This is a genomic window from Streptomyces sp. NPDC060366 (assembly GCF_042725135.1).
Taxonomy (GTDB): domain Bacteria; phylum Actinomycetota; class Actinomycetes; order Streptomycetales; family Streptomycetaceae; genus Streptomyces.
This window is the reverse complement of the sequence record NZ_JBHXDC010000001.1, coordinates 91,161-109,324: the sequence shown is the minus strand read 5'-3', so window position 1 is coordinate 109,324 and position 18,164 is coordinate 91,161. Positions and strand designations below refer to the sequence as shown.

Below are 18,164 nucleotides of genomic sequence, written 5' to 3'. Positions count from 1 at the left end.
CCGAGCCCAAGACCCCTCCGATGTCTGAGAGTTCATCGCACCCCCTACCGGCATGGAACTCCCCGCCTCCGCCATGAGCAGCGGGACCGGCTCCGCTATGTCCTGGGCCGCATGTGCGACACCGACTGGGCTGCCGTACGCGCCGGGGCCCGCGCTCCCGCACCCGTACCGCCCCCGTAGCCTCGGCCGTATGTCCGACGGCCACCACGACCTGCGCGTACTGATCCTCGGCGGCACCACCGAGGCCCGGCGCCTCGCCGACGTGCTCGCCGCCGAAGCCCCGCACGTGCGCGTCACCACCTCACTCGCCGGGCGCGTCACGAACCCGAGCACCCCCGCCGGGGACGTCCGCGTCGGTGGCTTCGGCGGGCCCGACGCGCTCGCCGCGTGGCTCCGTGGGCACCGTATCGACGTACTCGTGGACGCCACACACCCCTTCGCCGCCACCATCAGCGCCCATGCCGCCCAGGCGGCAGCAGCCTCCGGCACCGAACTGTTCGCGCTGCGCAGGCCCGGCTGGCCGGCCAACCCGCGCGACCGTCGCCACCCCGTCCGCTCCCTCGCGGACGCTGCCGCGCTGCTCCCGGCCCTCGGCGCGCGCCGCGTCTTCGTCACCACCGGCCGTCAGGGTCTCGCCGCCTTCGCGGGTCCCGAACTGGACGGGCTGCACTTCCTCGTACGCACCGTGGAACCGCCCGAGCCGCCCCTGCCCCGCAGCACCCACATCCTGCTCGACCGGGGCCCTTACACCCTCGAAGGCGAGACCGCGCTCCTGCTGGAACACCGCGTGGATGCCCTGGTCACCAAGGACAGCGGCGGACCGGCCACCGCCGCGAAACTCACCGCCGCCCGCGAACTCGGCCTGTCCGTGGTGATGGTCGAACGGCCGCCCGCGCCCGAGGGCGTACCGGAAGTCCCCGACGTACGAGCCGCACTCACCCGGCTCGGGCTCAGTCCCGGGGCGTGTCCCGCCGCAGCAGATACGTGTCCATGATCCAGCCCTTGCGGGCGCGGGCCTCCGCCCGTAGCTCCACGATCCGGTCCGCGACCTCGGACAGCCGCCCCGACACCAGGATCTCGTCCGCCGTCCCGACGTACGCGCCCCAGTGGATGACCGGGTCCTCCGCCAGGTAGTGGCGGAACGACTGGTGCCCGTCCAGCATCACCACCACGTCGTCCACCCCCTCCGGCCACGCCTCAGCCAGCCGCCGGCCCGTGGTGATCTGCACCGGGCGCGCCACCCGGTTCAGCCCCGTGCGGTGCTTGGCCAGCAGCGCCGAGACGCTGCTGATGCCGGGGATCACCTCGTGCTCGAAGCCGACCGTGCCGCGCGCCAGGATCTCGTCCAGGATGCCGAGCGTGGAGTCGTACAGCGCGGGATCGCCCCACACCAGGAACGCCCCGACCTGGTCCTCGCCCAGCTCGTCGGCGATCATCCGCTCGTAGATGTCGGCCCTGCGGCTGCGCCAGTCGCCGACGGCGGGGGAGTAGTCGGCGCCGCCCGCCGTCCGGTTCCGCTCCGGGTCACGCGCCTCGACCAGCCGGTACTCCCGGCCCTCGGCGATGTGCTCGGCGAGGATGCCGTGCCGCAGCCCGATCAGGTCCGCTTTCGCCTCGCCCTTGTCGAGGAGGAAGAACACGTCCACCCGGTTCAGCGCCTTGACCGCCTGGAGGGTCAGCTGGTCCGGGTCGCCCGCGCCGATGCCGATCACATAGATCTGTCTCACCGGGCCGAGTCTGCCTCATGACACGGGAAGCTCCACCGCCCGCGTAGATACATCGGATGACTGCGCGGGTCTTACGTTCGCCGCAGGTCACCGCATATGCTCCGGCCATGCGTGTCGCCCTCTTCGTCACCTGCGTCAACGACGCGGTGTATCCGTCCACCGGGATCGCGACCGTGCGGCTCCTCGAACGCCTCGGAGTGGAGGTCGATTTCCCCGAGGCGCAGACCTGTTGCGGGCAGCCCCAGTTCAACACCGGCTACCGCGCGCAGACCGAGCCGCTCGTGCGCCGCACGGCCGCCGCCTTCGAGGGGTACGAGTATGTCGTCACCCCCTCCGGATCCTGTGCCGCCATGGTCCGGCAGCACTATCCGAAGATCGGCGACGCCTCCGCCGCCTCCCTAGCCTCCCGCACCTACGAGCTGACCGAATTCCTCGTCGACGTCCTGCAAGTGACCGACGTCGGCGCCTACTTCCCGCACACGGTGACCTACCACCCGTCCTGCCACGGTCTGCGCCTCCTCGGCCTCGGGGACAGACCACGCCGCCTCCTGGAAGCCGTCGACGGACTGGAGCTGCGCGAACTGCCCGGCGCCGACGAATGCTGCGGATTCGGCGGCACCTTCGCCCTCAAGAACTCCGATGTATCGACCGCCATGGGCCAGGACAAGGTCAGCAACGCCGTCTCCACCGGCGCCGACGTCCTGTGCGGCGCCGACAACTCCTGCCTGATGCACATCGGGGGCGTCCTGCGCCGGGAAGAAGCTCCGCTGCGCGCCCTGCATCTCGCCGACATCCTGGCGAGCACCCGAGAGGAGCCCCTCGTATGAGCGGGACGTTCGTCGGTATGCCGTCCTTCCCGCGGGCGGCCAAGGAGGCCGTGCACAACAAGACCCTGCGCGGCAATCTGCGCCACGCCACCCACACCATCCGCGACAAGCGCGCCAAGGCGGTGGCCGAACTCGACGACTGGGCCGAGCTGCGCGAGGCCGGGAAGCAGATCAAGGACCACACGCTGCGCCATCTCGACCGCTATCTGGTCCAGTTGGAGACTCAGGTCACCGCGGCGGGCGGCACCGTCCACTGGGCCGCCGACGCCGACGAGGCCAACCGGATCGTCGCCGACCTCGTCAAGGCCACCGGTGAGCGCGAGGTCGTCAAGGTCAAGTCGATGGCCACCCAGGAGATCGGCCTCAACGAGGCCCTGGAGGCCGAAGGTATCGCGGCGTACGAGACCGATCTCGCCGAACTGATCGTCCAACTCGGCGACGACCGGCCCTCCCACATCCTCGTCCCCGCCATCCACCGCAACCGCGGCGAGATCCGCGACATCTTCCGCGAGAAGATGGCCGACTGGGGGCGCGCCGCACCCCACGGGCTCTCCGACACCCCGGCGGACCTCGCCGAGGCCGCACGGCTCCATCTCCGGGAGAAGTTCCTGCGGGCGAAGGTCGGCATCTCCGGCGCCAACTTCATGGTCGCCGAGACCGGCACGCTCGTCGTATTCGAGTCCGAGGGCAACGGCCGGATGTGTCTCACCCTGCCCGAGACGCTGATCTCCGTGGTCGGCATCGAGAAAGTGGTGCCGACCTGGCGCGATCTGGAGGTGTTCCTCCAGACGCTGCCGCGCTCGTCGACGGCCGAGCGGATGAACCCGTACACCTCGACCTGGACGGGCACCGCCGACGGTGACGGGCCGCGTACCTTCCACCTCGTCCTCCTCGACAACGGCCGCACCGACACCCTCGCCGACGAGGTCGGCCGCCAGGCGCTGCGCTGCATCCGCTGCTCGGCGTGTCTCAACGTCTGCCCGGTGTACGAGCGGGCCGGCGGGCACGCGTACGGCTCCGTCTATCCCGGGCCGATCGGCGCGATCCTCAGCCCCCAACTCCGGGGCACGCAGAGCGAGATCGACGCCTCACTGCCGTACGCCTCGTCGCTCTGCGGCGCCTGTTACGAGGTGTGTCCCGTCGCGATCGACATCCCCGAGGTACTGGTCCATCTGCGCGAGCGGGTCGCCGACCAGGGCGGCAAGGGCCACCGGCTCGAAAAGGCCGCGATGAAGGCGGCGGGTTGGGTGCTCGACCATCCCGGCGTACTGGGGACGGGGGAGCGGGTCGCGTCCAAGACCCGCAAGCTGCACCCGTCGAAGCTGCCAGGTGCGGGCGCGTGGACGCGGACCAGGGAACTGCCGGAGATGCCGGCGGAGCCGTTCCGGGACTGGTGGAAGAAGAACCGGAAGCCGAAGACGGACGGGAAGAAGCCGTAATGACCACCGATCCGGCAACCGACCCGTCAGCCGCTCCGGGAAACAGTTCGCGCGAGCGGATTCTGGCCCGGATCCGCGCCGCCGTCGCCGACGCGCCCGACGCCCCCGAGGTCACGCGCGACTACCTCGACACGCACACCCCCGACTCCGCCATGGTCGACCTGCTGGCCGAGAACCTCGCCGACTACCGCGCCGTCGTCCACCGCACCGACTCGGCCGGGCTCGCGGAGCTGCTGATGCGCCTGCTGGCCGAGCACGGTTCCCGTACGGTCCTGGTGCCGCCGGGCCTGCCACCGTCGTGGCTCGCCTCCGCCGATCCGACCCGGATCCATGACCGGGAGGCGTCCACCGCCCAGGAGTTGGACGAGGTCGACAGCGTCGTCACGGCCTGCGCCGTGGCCATCGCGGAGACCGGCACGATCGTCCTGGACGGCAGCCCCGACCAGGGCCGGCGCCGTATCTCACTCGTACCGGACCACCACATCTGCGTGGTACGGGCGCCGGAGCAGGTCGTCGCCTCCGTACCGCAGGCGATGCCGCGGCTCGACCCGACCCGCCCGCTGACCTGGATCTCGGGTCCTTCGGCCACCAGTGACATCGAACTCGACCGGGTCGAGGGTGTGCACGGCCCCCGCACGCTGGAGGTCGTCCTGGTCGAGGACTGACCGAACGGAAACGCGGTCAGCTCCTCCGCCCCGGGGTGAACGGGCCCTGGAGGAAGGGGAATCGCACACCGGCGCCCCGGCCGCCCGGGGCGCCGTGCGGCACCCCGGGCGGCGGCCTGCGCCGTGTGTGACCACTCAGCGCACTCACGGGAAGTTCACCCACCGCCCATCGGCCGCGTCAGGCGCGGCGCTTCGGTGGCCGCGTCCACCGGGGCGTCCTCGATCCGTGCCGCCAGATCGCCGGCCCACGAGGTCAGTCCCGGGACATCGATCCCGTACGGCGCCTCGTACCCCGAGATCCGCTCGGCTCCCCGCAGCAGCAGCCGCGCCCCGCCCGTCAGATTGCCCCGGGCGGCATGCGTCAGCCCCACCGCGAGCTGCGCCATCCCGCGCCACAGCGCCTCCTCCTCGGCGGGGCCCGACTTCCACGCGTCCTCGAACACCTCGTGCGCGTGGAACGGCATCCCCGAGTCGAGCAGCCGCTGAGCCTCCCGCAACGTCTCGTCGGGCCCCCGCACCACCCCCTCGGGCTGACGCTCGACCCCGGGCTCCCCGTACGGCAACGGCCGCCCCAGCCCATCCCGCGGCCGCGCGTTCCGCGCCCGCCCTTCGACGTCCCGATCCCGCCGCTTCTCCGTCATGCCCCGATTGTCTCCCCATCCCGCCTCCGGCCCGTCGTCCACCCCACGTGGGGTAAAGTTCTCGACTGTGGCCGCCGGGAGATCTTCCGGGCGGCAGAACAGCGGGACGTGGCGCAGCTTGGTAGCGCACTTGACTGGGGGTCAAGGGGTCGCAGGTTCAAATCCTGTCGTCCCGACTCGAGAGAGTCGCAGATCAGGGCCGGTTTCGGAGAAATCCGAGACCGGCCCTTGATCTTTTTTGGGGACCAGGTGGGGACCAGTCGCGATCGACGGCACCGTTGGTGATCATTCGTACCGGGAGGTGCCCGAGAGCGGGGACGACGCGCTGCCACCATCCTGAGAGGTAGGGGCCGCGCGTCGTCAGTCCGTCAGCTGTCGTGCCGCGCCCGGCGACGGCGTACGACGAGGACGGTGCCCGCGCCCGCGACGACCGCTGCGGCGGCCGCGCCCGCGATCGGGAGTGTGGCGGAGGAGCCGGTCGCCGCGAGGTTGCCGCCGGTCGTGGCCGTACCGGCACCGCCGGCCGACGACGGCCCGCCCGTCGAGCCCGTCGAGCCGGTGGACCCGCCGCTTGACCCGCCGGTCGAGCCGGAGCCACCGTTCGGGCCGCCGGTCGTACTGCCCGACGTACCGCCCGTCGCGCCTGGCTCCCCGCCGGTGACCTCCAGCGTGATGGGGGCAGTGTCGTTGGCCTTGTCGGGGTCGAACGGCAGCTTCCTGTTGCTCAACGCCACCGAGCCCTTGGCGCCCGCCACCTTTTTGTCGATCTTCAACTTGAAGGTGAAGGTCGCCGTCTCGAGGTGTTCCTGCGGGCGGGTCGTGAGGCCGCAGTCGTACACCTTGGCCTTGGCCTTGCAGTAGAAGTCGGGCTTGACGACCGACGTTCCCGCGGGAAGCGTGACCAGGACGGAGGTCCACGGAGTCCCCGGCTTCGACCAGACCCAGCCAGGGCCGGTGTTGGTGAAAGTCGCCTTCATCGTCACCGTGTCGCCGGGCTTCCCCCGCAACGCCGCGCCCGTCACCTCGTAGTCGGCGGTGTTGACCGACGTGACGGGCACCGTGATCCGGTCCGTGGACCCCGTACCCCCGGTCGGCGACTCGATCAGTTCGATCTCCGGTGCGGTGCCCGGAAACGGATCGCTGTTCTCATCCGGTGACGGCTCGTAGTCCGTGACGGTCACCCGTATCTCGTCGTCGAAGGCGTGCTTCTCCGCCTTGACGGCGAACGGCTTCTGGGGCGTGTAGGCGACGCCCGGCTTCACCGCCTCGTCGAACGCGCATATCGCGATCCACCGCTCGGGCATCTCGTCGTACGCACCGACGTACTGCTTCTGGCAGTTGGAGGGAACCTCGGGGAAGGCGAGACCCCGGGTGGCGGTGTACTTGATCCACAGCTTCTCGACGGTCGTGGCGCCGTTGTTCACCACGGTGACCGGCAGATCGACCGGGCTCCCCGGTTTCACTCCCGTGATCGGCTTGATGTCTCCGAGGGCCAGGGAGGGCGGCGCCTCGTCGCCCACGGCAGCGGGAGCGGCGCCCAGCGCGACAAGCCCGGCGGCACCGAGGGTGGCGACGGCGGAACGGGAGACGCGGCGTCGGTACGGCGGGGTCGGCATTGACGGAATCCTCTGTCGGGACATCGCTGAACGGAAGGCGTCTTTCAGCAGAACGACAACCTGTAACCCTTAGACACATACCGGCCCCGAACAGTTGCACGTGTCGTGCCGACTGCTCGACATAGCCCGCGCCCCGGCCGTGATCCTGACGCGCTGTGCCGCAACCGGGAGTCGGCGGCAGCGTTCTCCGAGGCCGTCCACCAGCAGCAGGCGCGGGCCCGCCGGGACACCACCGAGGGCCGCAGAAGCCTCGAAGCCGGCATCCATGCCGGATGTAAGGCCGGTCGGCCCGCGCGGGCCTCGCGGCTCTGGCGCTGCGGGCGGCGGAAGAAGACGCACGGCGCCACGGAGCGAACGGGTTCAGGCCCGGCGGCAGACTCTCTCGACGAGGGTCTGCCAGCTGTCCCCGAGCGGGCGGGCGCGCCGCTCGAAGGCGGCGTCGGCCTCGGCGCTCGGCTCGGGCCCGGTCCCCGGCAGCGCCAGGAAGATCATGAAAGGGCCTTCGAGGGCGCTGGTGAGCTGGACGGTCAGGCTGTCCAGGTCGGCGACGCCGGTTCCCGCCTGGCCGAGCAGCATGCGGATATGGGCCTGGGTGAAGGCGCTGCCACCCTCGGCGGGGACAGCCCGGTGGTGGTCCAGGGCGGAGCGGACGATCGTGATGTGGCCAGTGAGGAAGGCGATGCGGGCCCGGCCGTAGGCGACAAGTCGCTGCAAGGGGCTCGCGCCGGGGCCGAGCGGAGGCGGGCCGGCCAGGACCTCGCGCTGGAAGGCGTGCTCGTCGTCGTCGAGCAGGGCGTGGAAGATGCCGGCGCGGGTGCCGAAGCGGCGGTAGACGGTGCCTTTGCCCAGACCGGCGCCTTCGGCGAGGCCGTCCATGGTGACCTTGTCCGCCCCCAGCTCGGTAACCATCTCGCGGGCCACCGCCAGGAGCTGCTCCCGGTTGCGGGCGGCGTCGGCGCGCTCGGCGCGGGGCCGTCCAAGAGGCAGGGGCGTTCGATCCATGCGGCAAATCTATCCCCGCTCCGCGGTCTGTCCGGGCGACCGGAATATAACCGGGGTGAAGTCCGCTTATGCTGTCCGAGGCTTCGCCACCGGCTCCTCGCCCCGGGCTCTGCACCCTTCATCGCAGCGCTCGGTACGCGGCGGCCCGCGCCGGGCCACGTCCCCTCCCGTCGAACGAAATCGGACTCCGACATGAATGTCTTCCTCTGGATCCTGCAGGCCCTGCTCGCCGCCGCGATGCTCGCCGCCGGCGGCGGCAAGCTCGCCCAGCCCTACGAGAAGACCGCCGAGTCGATGGCCTGGGCGAGGAGCTTCAGCGCGGGCCAGGTCAAGACCATCGCCGCACTGGAGGTGGTGGCCGCGTTCGGCCTGATCCTCCCGGCCGCGACCGGCATCGCGACCGTGCTCACGCCGCTCGCGGCCGTCGGCGTCGCACTGATCATGATCGGTGCGGTGATCACCCACGCCCGCCGCGGCGAATGGCCGAGCGTCGGCATCAACATCGTCCTGCTCGCTGTCGCGATCGTGATCGCCTGGGGCCGCTTCGGCCCGTACGCCTGGTAAGCCGCCCGAAGGCCTCCCCCTGCCCAGTTCCACCCCCTACCCAGTTCCTCCTCCGAAACGGAGCCCGCCATGTCCGCCGTCACGCTCGACGTCCTCTTCGGCCTCGACACCTTCGGCGACGTCCCCCAGGACGACCAGGGCCGTCCCGTGTCCTACGCCCGCGCGATCCGGCAGGTTGTGGACGAGGCCGTGCTCGCCGACTCCATCGGGGTCGACGCGCTCGCGCTCGGCGAGCACCACCGGCCCGAGTACGCCGTCTCCACGCCCGAGACGGTGCTGGCGGGCATCGCCACCCGTACCGAACGGATCCGGCTCGCCTCCGGTGTCACCGTGCTCAGCTCGGACGATCCGGTCCGCGTCCACCAGCGGTTCTCGACCCTGGACGCGCTCTCGAACGGCCGCGCCGAGGTCATCCTGGGCCGGGGCTCGTTCACCGAGTCGTTCCCGCTGTTCGGCTACGACATGGCCGACTACGACGTGCTCTTCGAGGAGAAGCTGAACCTGTTCGTCCAGCTGCTGGAGGAGAAGCCGGTCACGTGGGAGGGCACCCAGCGTGCCGCGCTGCGGAACGCGGACGTCTTCCCCAAGACCGAGTCGGGGCGCCTGTCCACCTGGGTCGGGGTCGGCGGCTCCCCGCAGTCGGTGATCCGCACCGCGCGCTACGGGCTGCCGCTCATGCTCGCGATCATCGGTGGCGACCCGTCCCGCTTCACCCGCTACATCGACCTCTACCGGCGCGCCGCCGAGCAGTTCGGGACCACCGCGCACCCGGTCGGGATGCACTCCCCGGGGTTCATCGCCGACACCGACGAAGAGGCCCGTGCCCTGCACTGGCCGCACTACAAGATCGTCCGTGACACGATCGGGGCCCTGCGCGGCTGGCCGCCGGTCACCCGGAGCGAGTACGAGGCGGAGATCGAGCACGGCTCGATGTACGTCGGCTCCCCTCAGACCGTCGCCCGAAAGATGGCCGCCGCCATCAAGCGACTCGGCGTCGGCCGGTTCGACCTCGTCTACACCAGCGGCGCCCAGCCGGTCAGCGCCCGGCTGCGGGCGGTCGAGCTGTACGGCACCGAGGTCATCCCGATGGTCCGCGAACTGCTGGCCGACTGAACGCGGTTGACCGCGGCAAAGGAGTACGCAATGAGCACTCGCCCCCTTGAGACGATCGGCATCCTGGGCGCGGGCAAGGTCGGCACGGTGCTGGCCCGCCTCGCCGTCGCGACCGGCTACCAGGTCAGGATCGCGGGCTCGGGCGTACCGGAGCGCATCGCCCTCACCGTGGAGGTTCTCGCCCCGGGCGCCGAGCCCGTCACCGCCGAACGGGCCGCCGCCGAGGCGGACCTCGTCATCCTCGCCCTGCCCCTCGGCAAATACCGCAGCGTCCCGGTGGAGGCACTGTGCGGCAAGGTCGTCGTCGACGCGATGAACTACTGGTGGGAGGTGGACGGATTCCGCGACGACCTCACCGACCCGAGCACCTCCTCCAGCGAGCTCGTCCAAGCCCACCTGCCCGGCTCCCGCGTCGTGAAAGCCTTCAACCACATGGGCTACCACGACCTGGAGGACGGCGCCCGCCCCGATCTCGCCACGGGGGCGCCCGGCCGCCGCGCCATCGCCGTCGCGGGAGACGCCCCCCGGGCCGTGGCCACCGTCACCGCGCTGGTGGATGCCCTCGGCTTCGACCCGGTCGAGGCCGGAGCGCTCGCCGAAGGTGTACGCATGGAGCCCGGCACCCCGGTCTTCGGCGCGAACACCCCGGCACCGCAACTGCGCGAACTGCTAGGGCAGTTCCCGGACTCCAAGCGCGGCCGGGCGCTGGCGACCTCTCGTACCACCGCTGCCTGACCGAGTTGGAGGGCGCTGAGCCCTTGACCGATCCGGGCCAAGGACCCAGCGCCCTTCGCGCGTTGCCGCGAGGCCCGCCCCCACAGACCCAGGACGATCGAGCAGACCGCCCGCGCGGATCGAGGCGTCGGAAGCGTTTGGGTAGGCGGAAGTGGCAAGGTCGGTCACCATTGCGGCTATGACAGGTGAGGATCAACGGGCGGGTGACTGCTTCGTCTGCCGGAAGCACGGGGATTCCACACTGATGCCTGGAGGGCCGGTCCACGAGGACGATCTCGTGGTGGTCTCGCACGTGTCTCCGCGGGCTCCTGGACAGTCGGGCGAGGTCTACCTGGGACACCTGCTGGTGGAACCACGTCGGCACGCAGCCGGGCTTGCCGATCTCACTGATGAGGAAGCCGGGCACGTGGGGCGTTGGAATTCAGCGGCCGCCCGGGCCCTACGAGACGTCGCGGGTGCTGAGCACGTCTACGCAGCTGTGATCGGGGATCAGGTGCCTCATCTGCATGTTCACCTCCTGCCGCGCTACCCCGGCACTCCCCGGCAATATTGGTGGACACGTGTTGACGAGTGGCCAGAGGCTCCGCGGGGCGGTGAGGAAGCTGCCGGCCAACTCGTTGAGCGTCTGAGAGCCGGCCTGTAGCCGACCACCACGGACGCCAGCGCCCGGTACGGAGGAGCTGGGGCGGGTCCCTGGGCGTCCTGGGCGACGCGTTCGTCATCGCCCAGCCGCTTCCCGACCCGCCGGGCGCCCGTGTGCTGGGCTGCATCCTGCGGCTGTTTTCAGCCCCGCCTGAGAGACGGTTCAGCTCTCCTTGGGGGGAAGGACCATGACGAGCCCAAGGGCCGTCGACCGGAGCAAGAGGCGGAGCCTCGGGGCGAAGTCCAGGGCTACGTGCCCCCACTCCGGTACCTCCTCATAGAGGGCGGCGAGCGTGGGTGTCGGGTGGGAGACCTGCCAGAAGCTGCCGGCGAAGGAGAGTGCCGCGGCGACGAGAGCGCGAAGCTGCTCGGCCGTCAGGCTGCTTGCGACCTCCAAGGCGGCGACGAGTGTGTCGTGAGCCGCGAAGGAACGGGTCTTGTACTGGCGCGCGCGTTCCTTGGGGACGTCCCCTTCGAGGCTCAGCGTCACATGCGTCAAAAGGTCACAGAAGACGGGCTGCTCGGCAAGGGTGTCGGCGAGCAGGGCACCCGTTTCCTCCGGCGCCAGGCCGGTGCGGCCCATGGTCCGCGACCGGACTGTCTCGCTCCAGCGGCGCCAGCCGTCCTCGGCCAGGGCGAGGAGGAGCTCCTCCTTGCTCGCGTAGTAACGCCGTACGCCCGTGCGGTGCAGTCCCGCCCGCTCAGTAACAGCCGCCAACGTGACAAAGCGCACGCCGCCGCGCTCGCGCGCCACGGCCTCCGCAGATGCCAGGAGCTCCTCCGAGCGGCGCGCCTTGTCCTCGACCGACCGGGCTCTTTGCTGCATGGGACAAGCCTAACGCACCCCATGATGCGCTATTCGGCAAGGCGTGTTAGCGTCGAGTTAACGCATCGTGGGGTGCGTTAAATATTGATCTTCGAAGGAGTGAAGTGATGAAGGCCGTACAAGCCACCGGCTTCGGTGCCCCGTCCGTGCTCACCGTCACCGAGATGCCCGACCCCGCGCCGGGGCCAGATCAGCTGACGATCGACGTGACGCACGCGGCGGTCGGGCTCATCGACGTCTTCCTGCGGCAAGGGCTCTACAAGGATCAGCCCGGGATGCCGCAGGCACCCTTCGTGCCGGGCCTGGAGGTCGTCGGCACCATCCGCGAACTCGGCCAAGGGGTGACCGGCTTCGCGGCGGGGGAGCGGGTCGTTTCGATGTCCGCCTCCGGCGGCACCGGCGGATACGCGGGGGTGTACCTCACGGACCCGACCTCCGTCGTCTCGCTCGAGGGCTACGACATCGACTCCGCGCTCGCCGTCTCGGTGCTCCCCAACGCGGCGATGGCCCACGTCGCCCTCACCCGCGTCGCCCACCTCGCGAAAGGAGAGAGCGTCCTCGTCCACGGTGCACTCGGCGGCTTCTCCGCGGCCTTCCCGGGCATCGCCAAGCAACTCGGCGCCGCACGCGTCGTCGGCTCGGTGCGCGCGGGCAAACTGGAGGCGGCAGGGCGCAGCCGGCTGCCGTACGACCGTGTAGTCGATTCCGCCGAGCTGGGCGACGCGCTCTCCGGGGAGAGCTTCGACATCGTCATCGACCCGGTGGGCGGAAACGTGCGTACGGAGAGCCTGAACCTGATGGCACCGGGCGGGCGCCTGCTCGTCTGCGGGAATGCCGGCGGCGACTGGGCCCATTCGATCGGCAGCAACGACCTGTGGCTGCGCAGCGTTACCGTGTCCGGTTTCAACGCCGGCGCGTACCTGCCCACCCACTCCGATGCGATCCGCCCCGGCCTCGAGGCGGCCCGGACGGCGCTCGCCGCGGGTCTCGGTGAAACGGAGGTCGAGGTCCTGCCCTTCTCCGAGGCGGTCACCGCTCACGAACGAATGGAAAGCCGCGCAGTGAACGGCCGCCTCGCCCTCGCTCCGGATGCGCGGCCATGACAGTACGGCCGGTCGTTCGGCACCCCGTCACCGTCGGGAAGGCACCGCATCTGGCATCGCCAGGGGGGGGCACTGGGGCCGGCGCACCTGCTCGGTGCCGATGAGCCCGGCGAGTTCCTGGAAGATCCTTGCGAGAGCTGCTTATCGACCCTGGATGGCGTCGAGTGCTTGGGTGAAGTAGACGGCGAGGGGCCGGTCGGCGCCGGCTCGGGACCAGGCTTCGCCGGCGGTGTCCAGGCACGTGATCATGCATGCCACGATGGCTGCGGCACGCAGGTCGGCCGTATCCTCCGGCCCACCGAGCCGTCGGCGCACCTCAGGGACGAGGTCTGCCTGCCACCGGAGATGCTTTTCGATGCTGCGGGCCCGTAGGGACGGGCTGCCGTACATCATCCGTGCGACCGCGAGCGTGCGCTCCTCGTCCGCTTCCGAGTCTCCGACGGCCAGGATCGCGGAGCGCAGCGCTGTCCAGAGGTCCTCTTCGTCGGGGTGCTTGGCGAGTTCGACGCTCACCCGCGCGCCCTCGTCGGCGAGACCACCGAGGACGATGTCCTCTTTCGTTCCGAAGTAGCGGAAGAAGGAACGCCGGGACACGCCCGCGGCCGCGACGATCTCGTCAATCGTGGTCTGTTCGAACCCCTTGCGGAGGAACAGGTCCATGGCAACTTGAGTGATCTCGGCATAGACCGAACGCCGGGACCGGTCCCACAGCCGCTCCACAGAACCTGCCCTCTCCGTCATGGGGTCAGCATAGTCACGCGTCACCGGTGCCTCGGATGGTCATTAACTCCCTGACATGGCGCGGGTCATCACGCGTCCGATGGTTCGTGTCATCCGACGGCGTCCCAGGAGGCGCGAGACGCCGGCCGTGACCCGGTTACCGCCCCCGACGATGACACTCGGCTGCGAATCGCGGCGGTCGAGCGCGGCCAGCGCGGTGCGGACGACCTCCGACGCGGGCATCCGCCGCGTGCCGCCGCTCGCGCTCTCACCTGCCACGTCAAAGAACTCCGTCTGCGTAGCACCTGGCGAGACAGCGAAGACTTTGACTCCTGAACCTCGTTCCTCGTACCAGAGCGCTTCGGTGAAGCTGAGCACGAACGCTTTGGACGCGCCGTAGACAGCCATCGTGGGACTCGCGTTGTACGCGGCCATGCTCGCGATGTTGATCAGGAACCCCTCTCCCCGCTCACGAAGGCACGGGAGGAAGGCATGACTGATCTCCACGACCCCGATGACATCGAGCGCGATCTCGGCCTTGAGCCGATCGAGCTGTTCGCTGCGGAAGAGCCCGTGGTTGGCGAAACCCGCGTTGTTCACCACTCCGGCGACATCGATCCCGAGCCGGTCGGTCTCGGCGCGCAGCGCTTGCCCCGCCCCCGGTTCGGTCAGATCCATCGGCAGGGCCACGGCCCGAGTGCCGTGGAGAGCGGACAGCTCCGAAGCCAGCGCCTCGAGACGTTCGGCGCGGCGCGCGACGAGCACGGTGTCGTAGCCGCGCCCGGCGAGCCGGCGCGCGAACTCCGCGCCGATGCCCGAACTCGCCCCGGTCACGAGTACCGCTTCAGATGTGTTCATGGTCGTCCCTGCCTTTGGGGGGTGGTCTGGAGGCGCGTCCAACAGGCCGTCAAGTGCCCTGCCGGAGCGGTAGGTGTGGGCTGTCGGTCCGCCCGAGCCGGACGAGAACGGCTGCCGCCAGCATCGTATGCCAGTCTGGCACCAAGTGCCAGGTTGGCATACGATGCACTCGTGGTCGGAGTGATACTCCGTCAGCCCCAAGGAGGAAACGGCAATGAGAAGAGCGACTTCCGCGTTCGGTTCGCTGTGGAGAAGCAGGGGTCGTCAAGTCCTGCTGCCAGTGGCGTCGTTGGCGGCCGTGTGGACTCTGGCGATGTCCACGCTCGCTCCAGCGGCCGGTACCCATGTGCCCGACGCTGCGCCAATGGGCAAGATGCCGGTTCGTTCGTGCCAGGGCCTGATCGACTTCAGCCTGCCCGGTCAGACGGTCAAGAGCGCCACGTCGGTCAGTGCGACGAAAGAGCGTCCGGCGTACTGCGACGTGCAGCTCACGGTCGCCGACCCTTCATCGGATGAGTCGTTCCGGGTCGGGGTGTTCCTTCCGTCGGCGACATGGAACGGGCGGTTCGTGGGCACCGGCGGCGGTGGTTTCGCGGGCGGGGGGCCGGACGAGCCGTGCGGCCGGTACGACCCGTGCGCACTGGCGGCCGGATACGCCACGGCGAACACCGACGCCGGTGTGCCGACGACGGGCAACAACGGGGCGTTCGCACTGAAGCCCGACAACACCCTCAACAAGTCCGTGATCGACATCTGGAGCCATCTGTCGATCCATCAGACAGCTGTCAGCGCCAAGAAGTTGATCGCCGCCTACTACGGAAAGGGTCCCATCTACTCCTACTTCCAGGGCGGTTCGGCCGGCGGTCGTCAGGCGATGATGGAGGCGCAGCGCTACCCGAACGACTACGACGGTCTCGCGGTGTTCTGGCCGGCGGTGAACTTGCCGCGGTTGCTCCCCTCTGTGGTCTGGCCGCAGGTCGTGATGAATGCCGCTGACCACTTCATCCCGCAATCGACCTTCGAGGCGGTGAACGACAGGGTGATCGCCAAGTGTGATGGGCTGGATGGCGTCAATGACCACATCGTCTCCGACCGGCGCGCCTGCGACGTGGATGCCCGGACGTTGATCGGCGATGAGCTCACCGCTCAAGAAGCCGAAATCATCAACAAGATCTGGAAGGGTCCGCGCGGCGCCGACGGCAAGTTCCTCTGGTACGGCCCGCTCCCCGGCACTCCGCTCGATCGCATCGCCGGCACCGTGACCAATGGCGACGGGACCATTTCACCGCGGCCGAGCCCGGATGCCCTGACATGGGTGACGCACTGGGTGCTTCAGGATCCTGCCTTCGACTGGCGCACCCTCACCTACGAGCAGTTCGCCGACCTCTTCGAACGGTCGGTCGCGAAGTGGGACAGAACTGTGGGTGCCGCAGACCCCGATCTCTCCGCCTTTCGCGCAGCCGGCGGCAAGATGGTCATCACCCACGGCACCTTCGACTCCTCCATACCTGTGCAAGGGACCATCGATTACTACAGCGAGCTGGCGGAAAAGATGGGCGGTGTCCGTGAGGTCCGCGATTTCGCACGGCTCTTCCTTGCTCCCGGAGGCGGACACGAAACTCTCGTACGGTCACATCCCCATCCGGGTCTGATGCCCGCCGGGTACTATGGCGCGCTTCCGAGTCCCGGCAGTGCCCTGGAAGCGGTGGTGAACTGGGTCGAGCACAACAGGAAACCCACGACCCTTCTCGGCGTCGGCGAGGGACCGAACGGAGAGACCGGCGTGACACGGCCGCTGTGCGTGTATCCACTTACCGCGCGGTACAGAGGCCACGGCAACACGGACGACGCCGAGAATTTCAGCTGCACCGGCAGCTGATCCGGAGATCGAAACGACCGGGACGCTCGTGGACAGCACGGCACGCTGATCTCCCCGATCTATAACCGTCTCTCCCCAGCCATGGCGCCGGAACGACACCCGACACCGGCGTTTTGACCTCATCTGCGCGTGGCGTCCCGTTCCCTGACGGCACGCGGGTGAGTATGTGCGGACCCAGCCCCTCTTCCCGCACCGAGGCGATGCGATGCCCGAGCGCGCCGACCATGTCCGCCGAAGGGGCGTCGCGCCAAGGTCGGCCTTGCCGCACCGGCCGCCGGAGCAGGCGCTGTTCAGTGGCATCTACGGCCTGGTGCTGGCCAGCGCGCTGGTGGCCGCGCTGGACGTGCCGGGCGAGAAGGCCGATCCCGGTTCGGACGTGCTGTGGGTACTGCTCACCGCGCTGGCGTCGGCCGCCGCCCATGGGTACGCGCACGTCATCGCCCAGCGTGCGTCGGCCGACGAGGCGGCCACCGTGAGCAGACTGCGGTTGGTGCTCGCCGAGTGGCCACTGGTCGCCGCCGTGCTGCCCGCGGTGGCGATACTGCTCGGCGCGGTGGCCGGGTGGTGGGCAGAAGCCGCGGCTGTGGACGCGGCCCTGCTGTTCAACACCGTCGCCCTGTTCGGCTGGGGCGCCTGGGCCGCCCGCACCGCCGGGCACGGATGGCCGTCCTCGTGCCGGGCGGGGTGCCTGGACATGCTGATCGGCCTGGTGATCATCATCGCGAATGCCCTGATCAAGTAGCGGGACGGGCGGGTGAAACGTCGGCGACGTCCCGTTGTGCGCGGGGGCCGGGCACAGCGCTGCCGGGCCCGGCCCCCGTCGCGCCCCCTACTGACCGAACACGCCGCGCAGCGCCGAGAGCTTGCGCGGCAGGTCGTACTCCGCGCCCCCCTCGTGGCCGTTGTAGGGGAACACCTCGATCTCGGCCGGACCGGCGTAGGCGTGGTAGGCCGCGTACACCGTCGATGACGGGCAGATCCGGTCCATCAGGCCCACCGAGAACCACGCGGGCGCGGTGGCCCGCGCCGCGAAGTTGACCCCGTCGAAGTACGACAGGGTGTTCATCGCCTCCTCGACCCGGAAGCGGTGCCCGGACAGCCAGCGGGCGATCTCCGCGTAGGGTCCCGCGTCCGTGATCTGCGACGCGCGCCGGTAGTGGCACAGGAACGGCACATCGGCGACCGCCGCCGCCACGTCCTCGCGCAGCCCGGCCACGGCCAGGGCGAGACCGCCGCCCTGGCTGCCGCCCAGGACCGCGACCCGGGAGGAGTCCACGGCTTCGTGGGCCTTCACCGCGTCGAAGGCCCGCACCGCGTCGGTGATGAGCCGCCGGTAGTAGTGCCGGCCGGGATCCTCGATGCCCCGGGTCAGGAACCCGGGGGAGGACGAGCCGTGCCCGTCCGGGCCGAAGTCCGGGGTGTCCGAGGTGTTCTTGCCGCCGCCGCCCTGGCCGCGGTTGTCCATGACGAGATGGGCGTAACCGAGCGCGCTCCAGGTCAGCCAGGAGTACGGGATGCCACGGCCACCGTTGTAGCCGATGTACTGCACCACGGCCGGCAGCGGTCCCGAGCGGACGCGCGGCAGCATGAGCCAGGCCTTCACCGGCTGCCCGCCCCAGCCGCGGAACGTCACGTCGAACACGTCCACGGTCGCGAATCCGGCATCGTACGGCACGAACGCGGCGTCCAGGTCGTGACGGGCCGTCTCGGTGAGCGTCTTCTCCCAGAAGGCGTCGAAGTCGGCCGGCTCCTCCGGCTGCGGCCGGTACTCGCGCAACCGCTCCAGGGGCATGTCGAACAGCAAGGG

19 protein-coding genes and 1 tRNA gene are annotated in these 18,164 nt (G+C 70.0%); 12 read left to right on the top strand and 8 right to left on the bottom strand.

The annotated features are described in order from the left end of the window. The first annotated feature begins 190 nt into the window (after positions 1-190). On the top strand, positions 191-994 hold the full coding sequence (locus tag ACFWHU_RS00365) for a cobalt-precorrin-6A reductase (RefSeq protein WP_387222764.1): 804 nt from the start codon (positions 191-193) through the stop codon (positions 992-994). Here the strand turns inward: ACFWHU_RS00365 and cobF are convergent. Further along, positions 951-1,727 (bottom strand): precorrin-6A synthase (deacetylating), encoded by a 777-nt coding sequence (cobF, locus tag ACFWHU_RS00360; protein WP_385793297.1) that lies wholly within the window; start codon positions 1,725-1,727, stop codon positions 951-953. The two genes, ACFWHU_RS00365 and cobF, sit on opposite strands and share 44 nt — an antisense overlap. Positions 1,728-1,834: 107 nt before the next feature. On the opposite strand from cobF, the gene ACFWHU_RS00355 reads away from it, so the two are divergent. The 3 genes from ACFWHU_RS00355 to ACFWHU_RS00345 are packed head-to-tail and all read left to right on the top strand — an operon-like array spanning position 1,835 to position 4,658. Beyond that, positions 1,835-2,554 (top strand): (Fe-S)-binding protein, encoded by a 720-nt coding sequence (locus ACFWHU_RS00355; RefSeq protein WP_385793298.1) that lies wholly within the window; start codon positions 1,835-1,837, stop codon positions 2,552-2,554. Further along, positions 2,551-3,993, top strand: coding sequence for a LutB/LldF family L-lactate oxidation iron-sulfur protein (locus tag ACFWHU_RS00350; protein WP_387222761.1), 1,443 nt, complete (start codon positions 2,551-2,553; stop codon positions 3,991-3,993). The genes ACFWHU_RS00355 and ACFWHU_RS00350 overlap by 4 nt, the downstream gene beginning before the upstream one ends. Further along, the gene (locus tag ACFWHU_RS00345; protein ID WP_387222759.1) at positions 3,993-4,658 is read left to right on the top strand and encodes a lactate utilization protein C; all 666 of its coding nucleotides are present in this window, start codon (positions 3,993-3,995) and stop codon (positions 4,656-4,658) included. Before ACFWHU_RS00350 ends, ACFWHU_RS00345 begins: the two co-directional genes overlap by 1 nt. A 155-nt stretch (positions 4,659-4,813) precedes the next feature. Here the strand turns inward: ACFWHU_RS00345 and ACFWHU_RS00340 are convergent, their stop codons facing one another. After that, positions 4,814-5,299: a DUF309 domain-containing protein gene (locus ACFWHU_RS00340; RefSeq protein ID WP_385793301.1), complete on the bottom strand. Its 486-nt coding sequence runs from the start codon at positions 5,297-5,299 to the stop codon at positions 4,814-4,816. A gap of 102 nt (positions 5,300-5,401) precedes the next feature. Here ACFWHU_RS00340 and ACFWHU_RS00335 point away from each other — a divergent pair. After that, positions 5,402-5,475 (top strand) — tRNA-Pro (locus ACFWHU_RS00335). Between the two features lie 192 nt (positions 5,476-5,667). Here ACFWHU_RS00335 and ACFWHU_RS00330 read toward each other — a convergent pair. Both ACFWHU_RS00330 and ACFWHU_RS00325 read right to left on the bottom strand, forming a co-directional pair. Further along, on the bottom strand, positions 5,668-6,915 hold the full coding sequence (locus ACFWHU_RS00330; protein WP_387222757.1) for a hypothetical protein: 1,248 nt from the start codon (positions 6,913-6,915) through the stop codon (positions 5,668-5,670). A 360-nt stretch (positions 6,916-7,275) separates the two neighbouring features. Next, complete coding sequence (locus ACFWHU_RS00325) at positions 7,276-7,917, bottom strand: TetR/AcrR family transcriptional regulator (RefSeq protein WP_387222755.1); 642 nt, start codon at positions 7,915-7,917, stop codon at positions 7,276-7,278. A 192-nt stretch (positions 7,918-8,109) separates the two neighbouring features. Between ACFWHU_RS00325 and ACFWHU_RS00320 the strand changes: the two genes are divergently transcribed. The 4 genes from ACFWHU_RS00320 to ACFWHU_RS00305 all read left to right on the top strand — a co-directional run bounded on the left by ACFWHU_RS00320 (position 8,110) and on the right by ACFWHU_RS00305 (position 10,972). Continuing rightward, entirely contained in the window at positions 8,110-8,481 is a 372-nt protein-coding gene (locus tag ACFWHU_RS00320; RefSeq protein WP_387222752.1) for a DoxX family protein, read from the top strand. 69 nt (positions 8,482-8,550) lie between these two features. Beyond that, positions 8,551-9,594, top strand: coding sequence for an LLM class flavin-dependent oxidoreductase (locus ACFWHU_RS00315; RefSeq protein ID WP_385793307.1), 1,044 nt, complete (start codon positions 8,551-8,553; stop codon positions 9,592-9,594). A 30-nt stretch (positions 9,595-9,624) separates the two neighbouring features. Beyond that, complete coding sequence (locus ACFWHU_RS00310) at positions 9,625-10,329, top strand: NADPH-dependent F420 reductase (protein WP_387222748.1); 705 nt, start codon at positions 9,625-9,627, stop codon at positions 10,327-10,329. A 178-nt stretch (positions 10,330-10,507) separates the two neighbouring features. Further along, positions 10,508-10,972, top strand: a complete 465-nt coding sequence (locus ACFWHU_RS00305) for an HIT family protein (RefSeq protein WP_387222746.1) — start codon at positions 10,508-10,510, stop codon at positions 10,970-10,972. Positions 10,973-11,134: 162 nt separating this feature from the next. Here ACFWHU_RS00305 and ACFWHU_RS00300 read toward each other — a convergent pair whose 3' ends face one another. Further along, positions 11,135-11,797: a TetR family transcriptional regulator gene (locus ACFWHU_RS00300; RefSeq protein ID WP_385793309.1), complete on the bottom strand. Its 663-nt coding sequence runs from the start codon at positions 11,795-11,797 to the stop codon at positions 11,135-11,137. Positions 11,798-11,961: 164 nt separating this feature from the next. Here ACFWHU_RS00300 and ACFWHU_RS00295 point away from each other — a divergent pair, with 164 nt between their 5' ends. Further along, entirely contained in the window at positions 11,962-12,900 is a 939-nt protein-coding gene (locus ACFWHU_RS00295) for a zinc-binding alcohol dehydrogenase family protein (protein WP_387222743.1), read from the top strand. Between the two features lie 141 nt (positions 12,901-13,041). Here the strand turns inward: ACFWHU_RS00295 and ACFWHU_RS00290 are convergent, their stop codons facing one another. Further along, positions 13,042-13,641, bottom strand: coding sequence for a TetR/AcrR family transcriptional regulator (locus ACFWHU_RS00290; RefSeq protein ID WP_387222741.1), 600 nt, complete (start codon positions 13,639-13,641; stop codon positions 13,042-13,044). Between the two features lie 42 nt (positions 13,642-13,683). Further along, positions 13,684-14,478: an SDR family NAD(P)-dependent oxidoreductase gene (locus tag ACFWHU_RS00285; RefSeq protein ID WP_387222738.1), complete on the bottom strand. Its 795-nt coding sequence runs from the start codon at positions 14,476-14,478 to the stop codon at positions 13,684-13,686. A 364-nt stretch (positions 14,479-14,842) separates the two neighbouring features. On the opposite strand from ACFWHU_RS00285, the gene ACFWHU_RS00280 reads away from it, so the two are divergent. Both ACFWHU_RS00280 and ACFWHU_RS00275 read left to right on the top strand, forming a co-directional pair. After that, complete coding sequence (locus ACFWHU_RS00280; protein WP_387222735.1) at positions 14,843-16,357, top strand: tannase/feruloyl esterase family alpha/beta hydrolase; 1,515 nt, start codon at positions 14,843-14,845, stop codon at positions 16,355-16,357. 205 nt (positions 16,358-16,562) lie between these two features. Further along, a complete protein-coding gene (locus ACFWHU_RS00275) occupies positions 16,563-17,099 on the top strand; it encodes a hypothetical protein (protein ID WP_385793316.1) in 537 nt (178 codons plus the stop codon). An 87-nt stretch (positions 17,100-17,186) separates the two neighbouring features. Here the strand turns inward: ACFWHU_RS00275 and ACFWHU_RS00270 are convergent, their stop codons facing one another. Beyond that, entirely contained in the window at positions 17,187-18,161 is a 975-nt protein-coding gene (locus ACFWHU_RS00270; RefSeq protein WP_385793317.1) for an acetylxylan esterase, read from the bottom strand. Positions 18,162-18,164 lie beyond the last annotated feature (3 nt).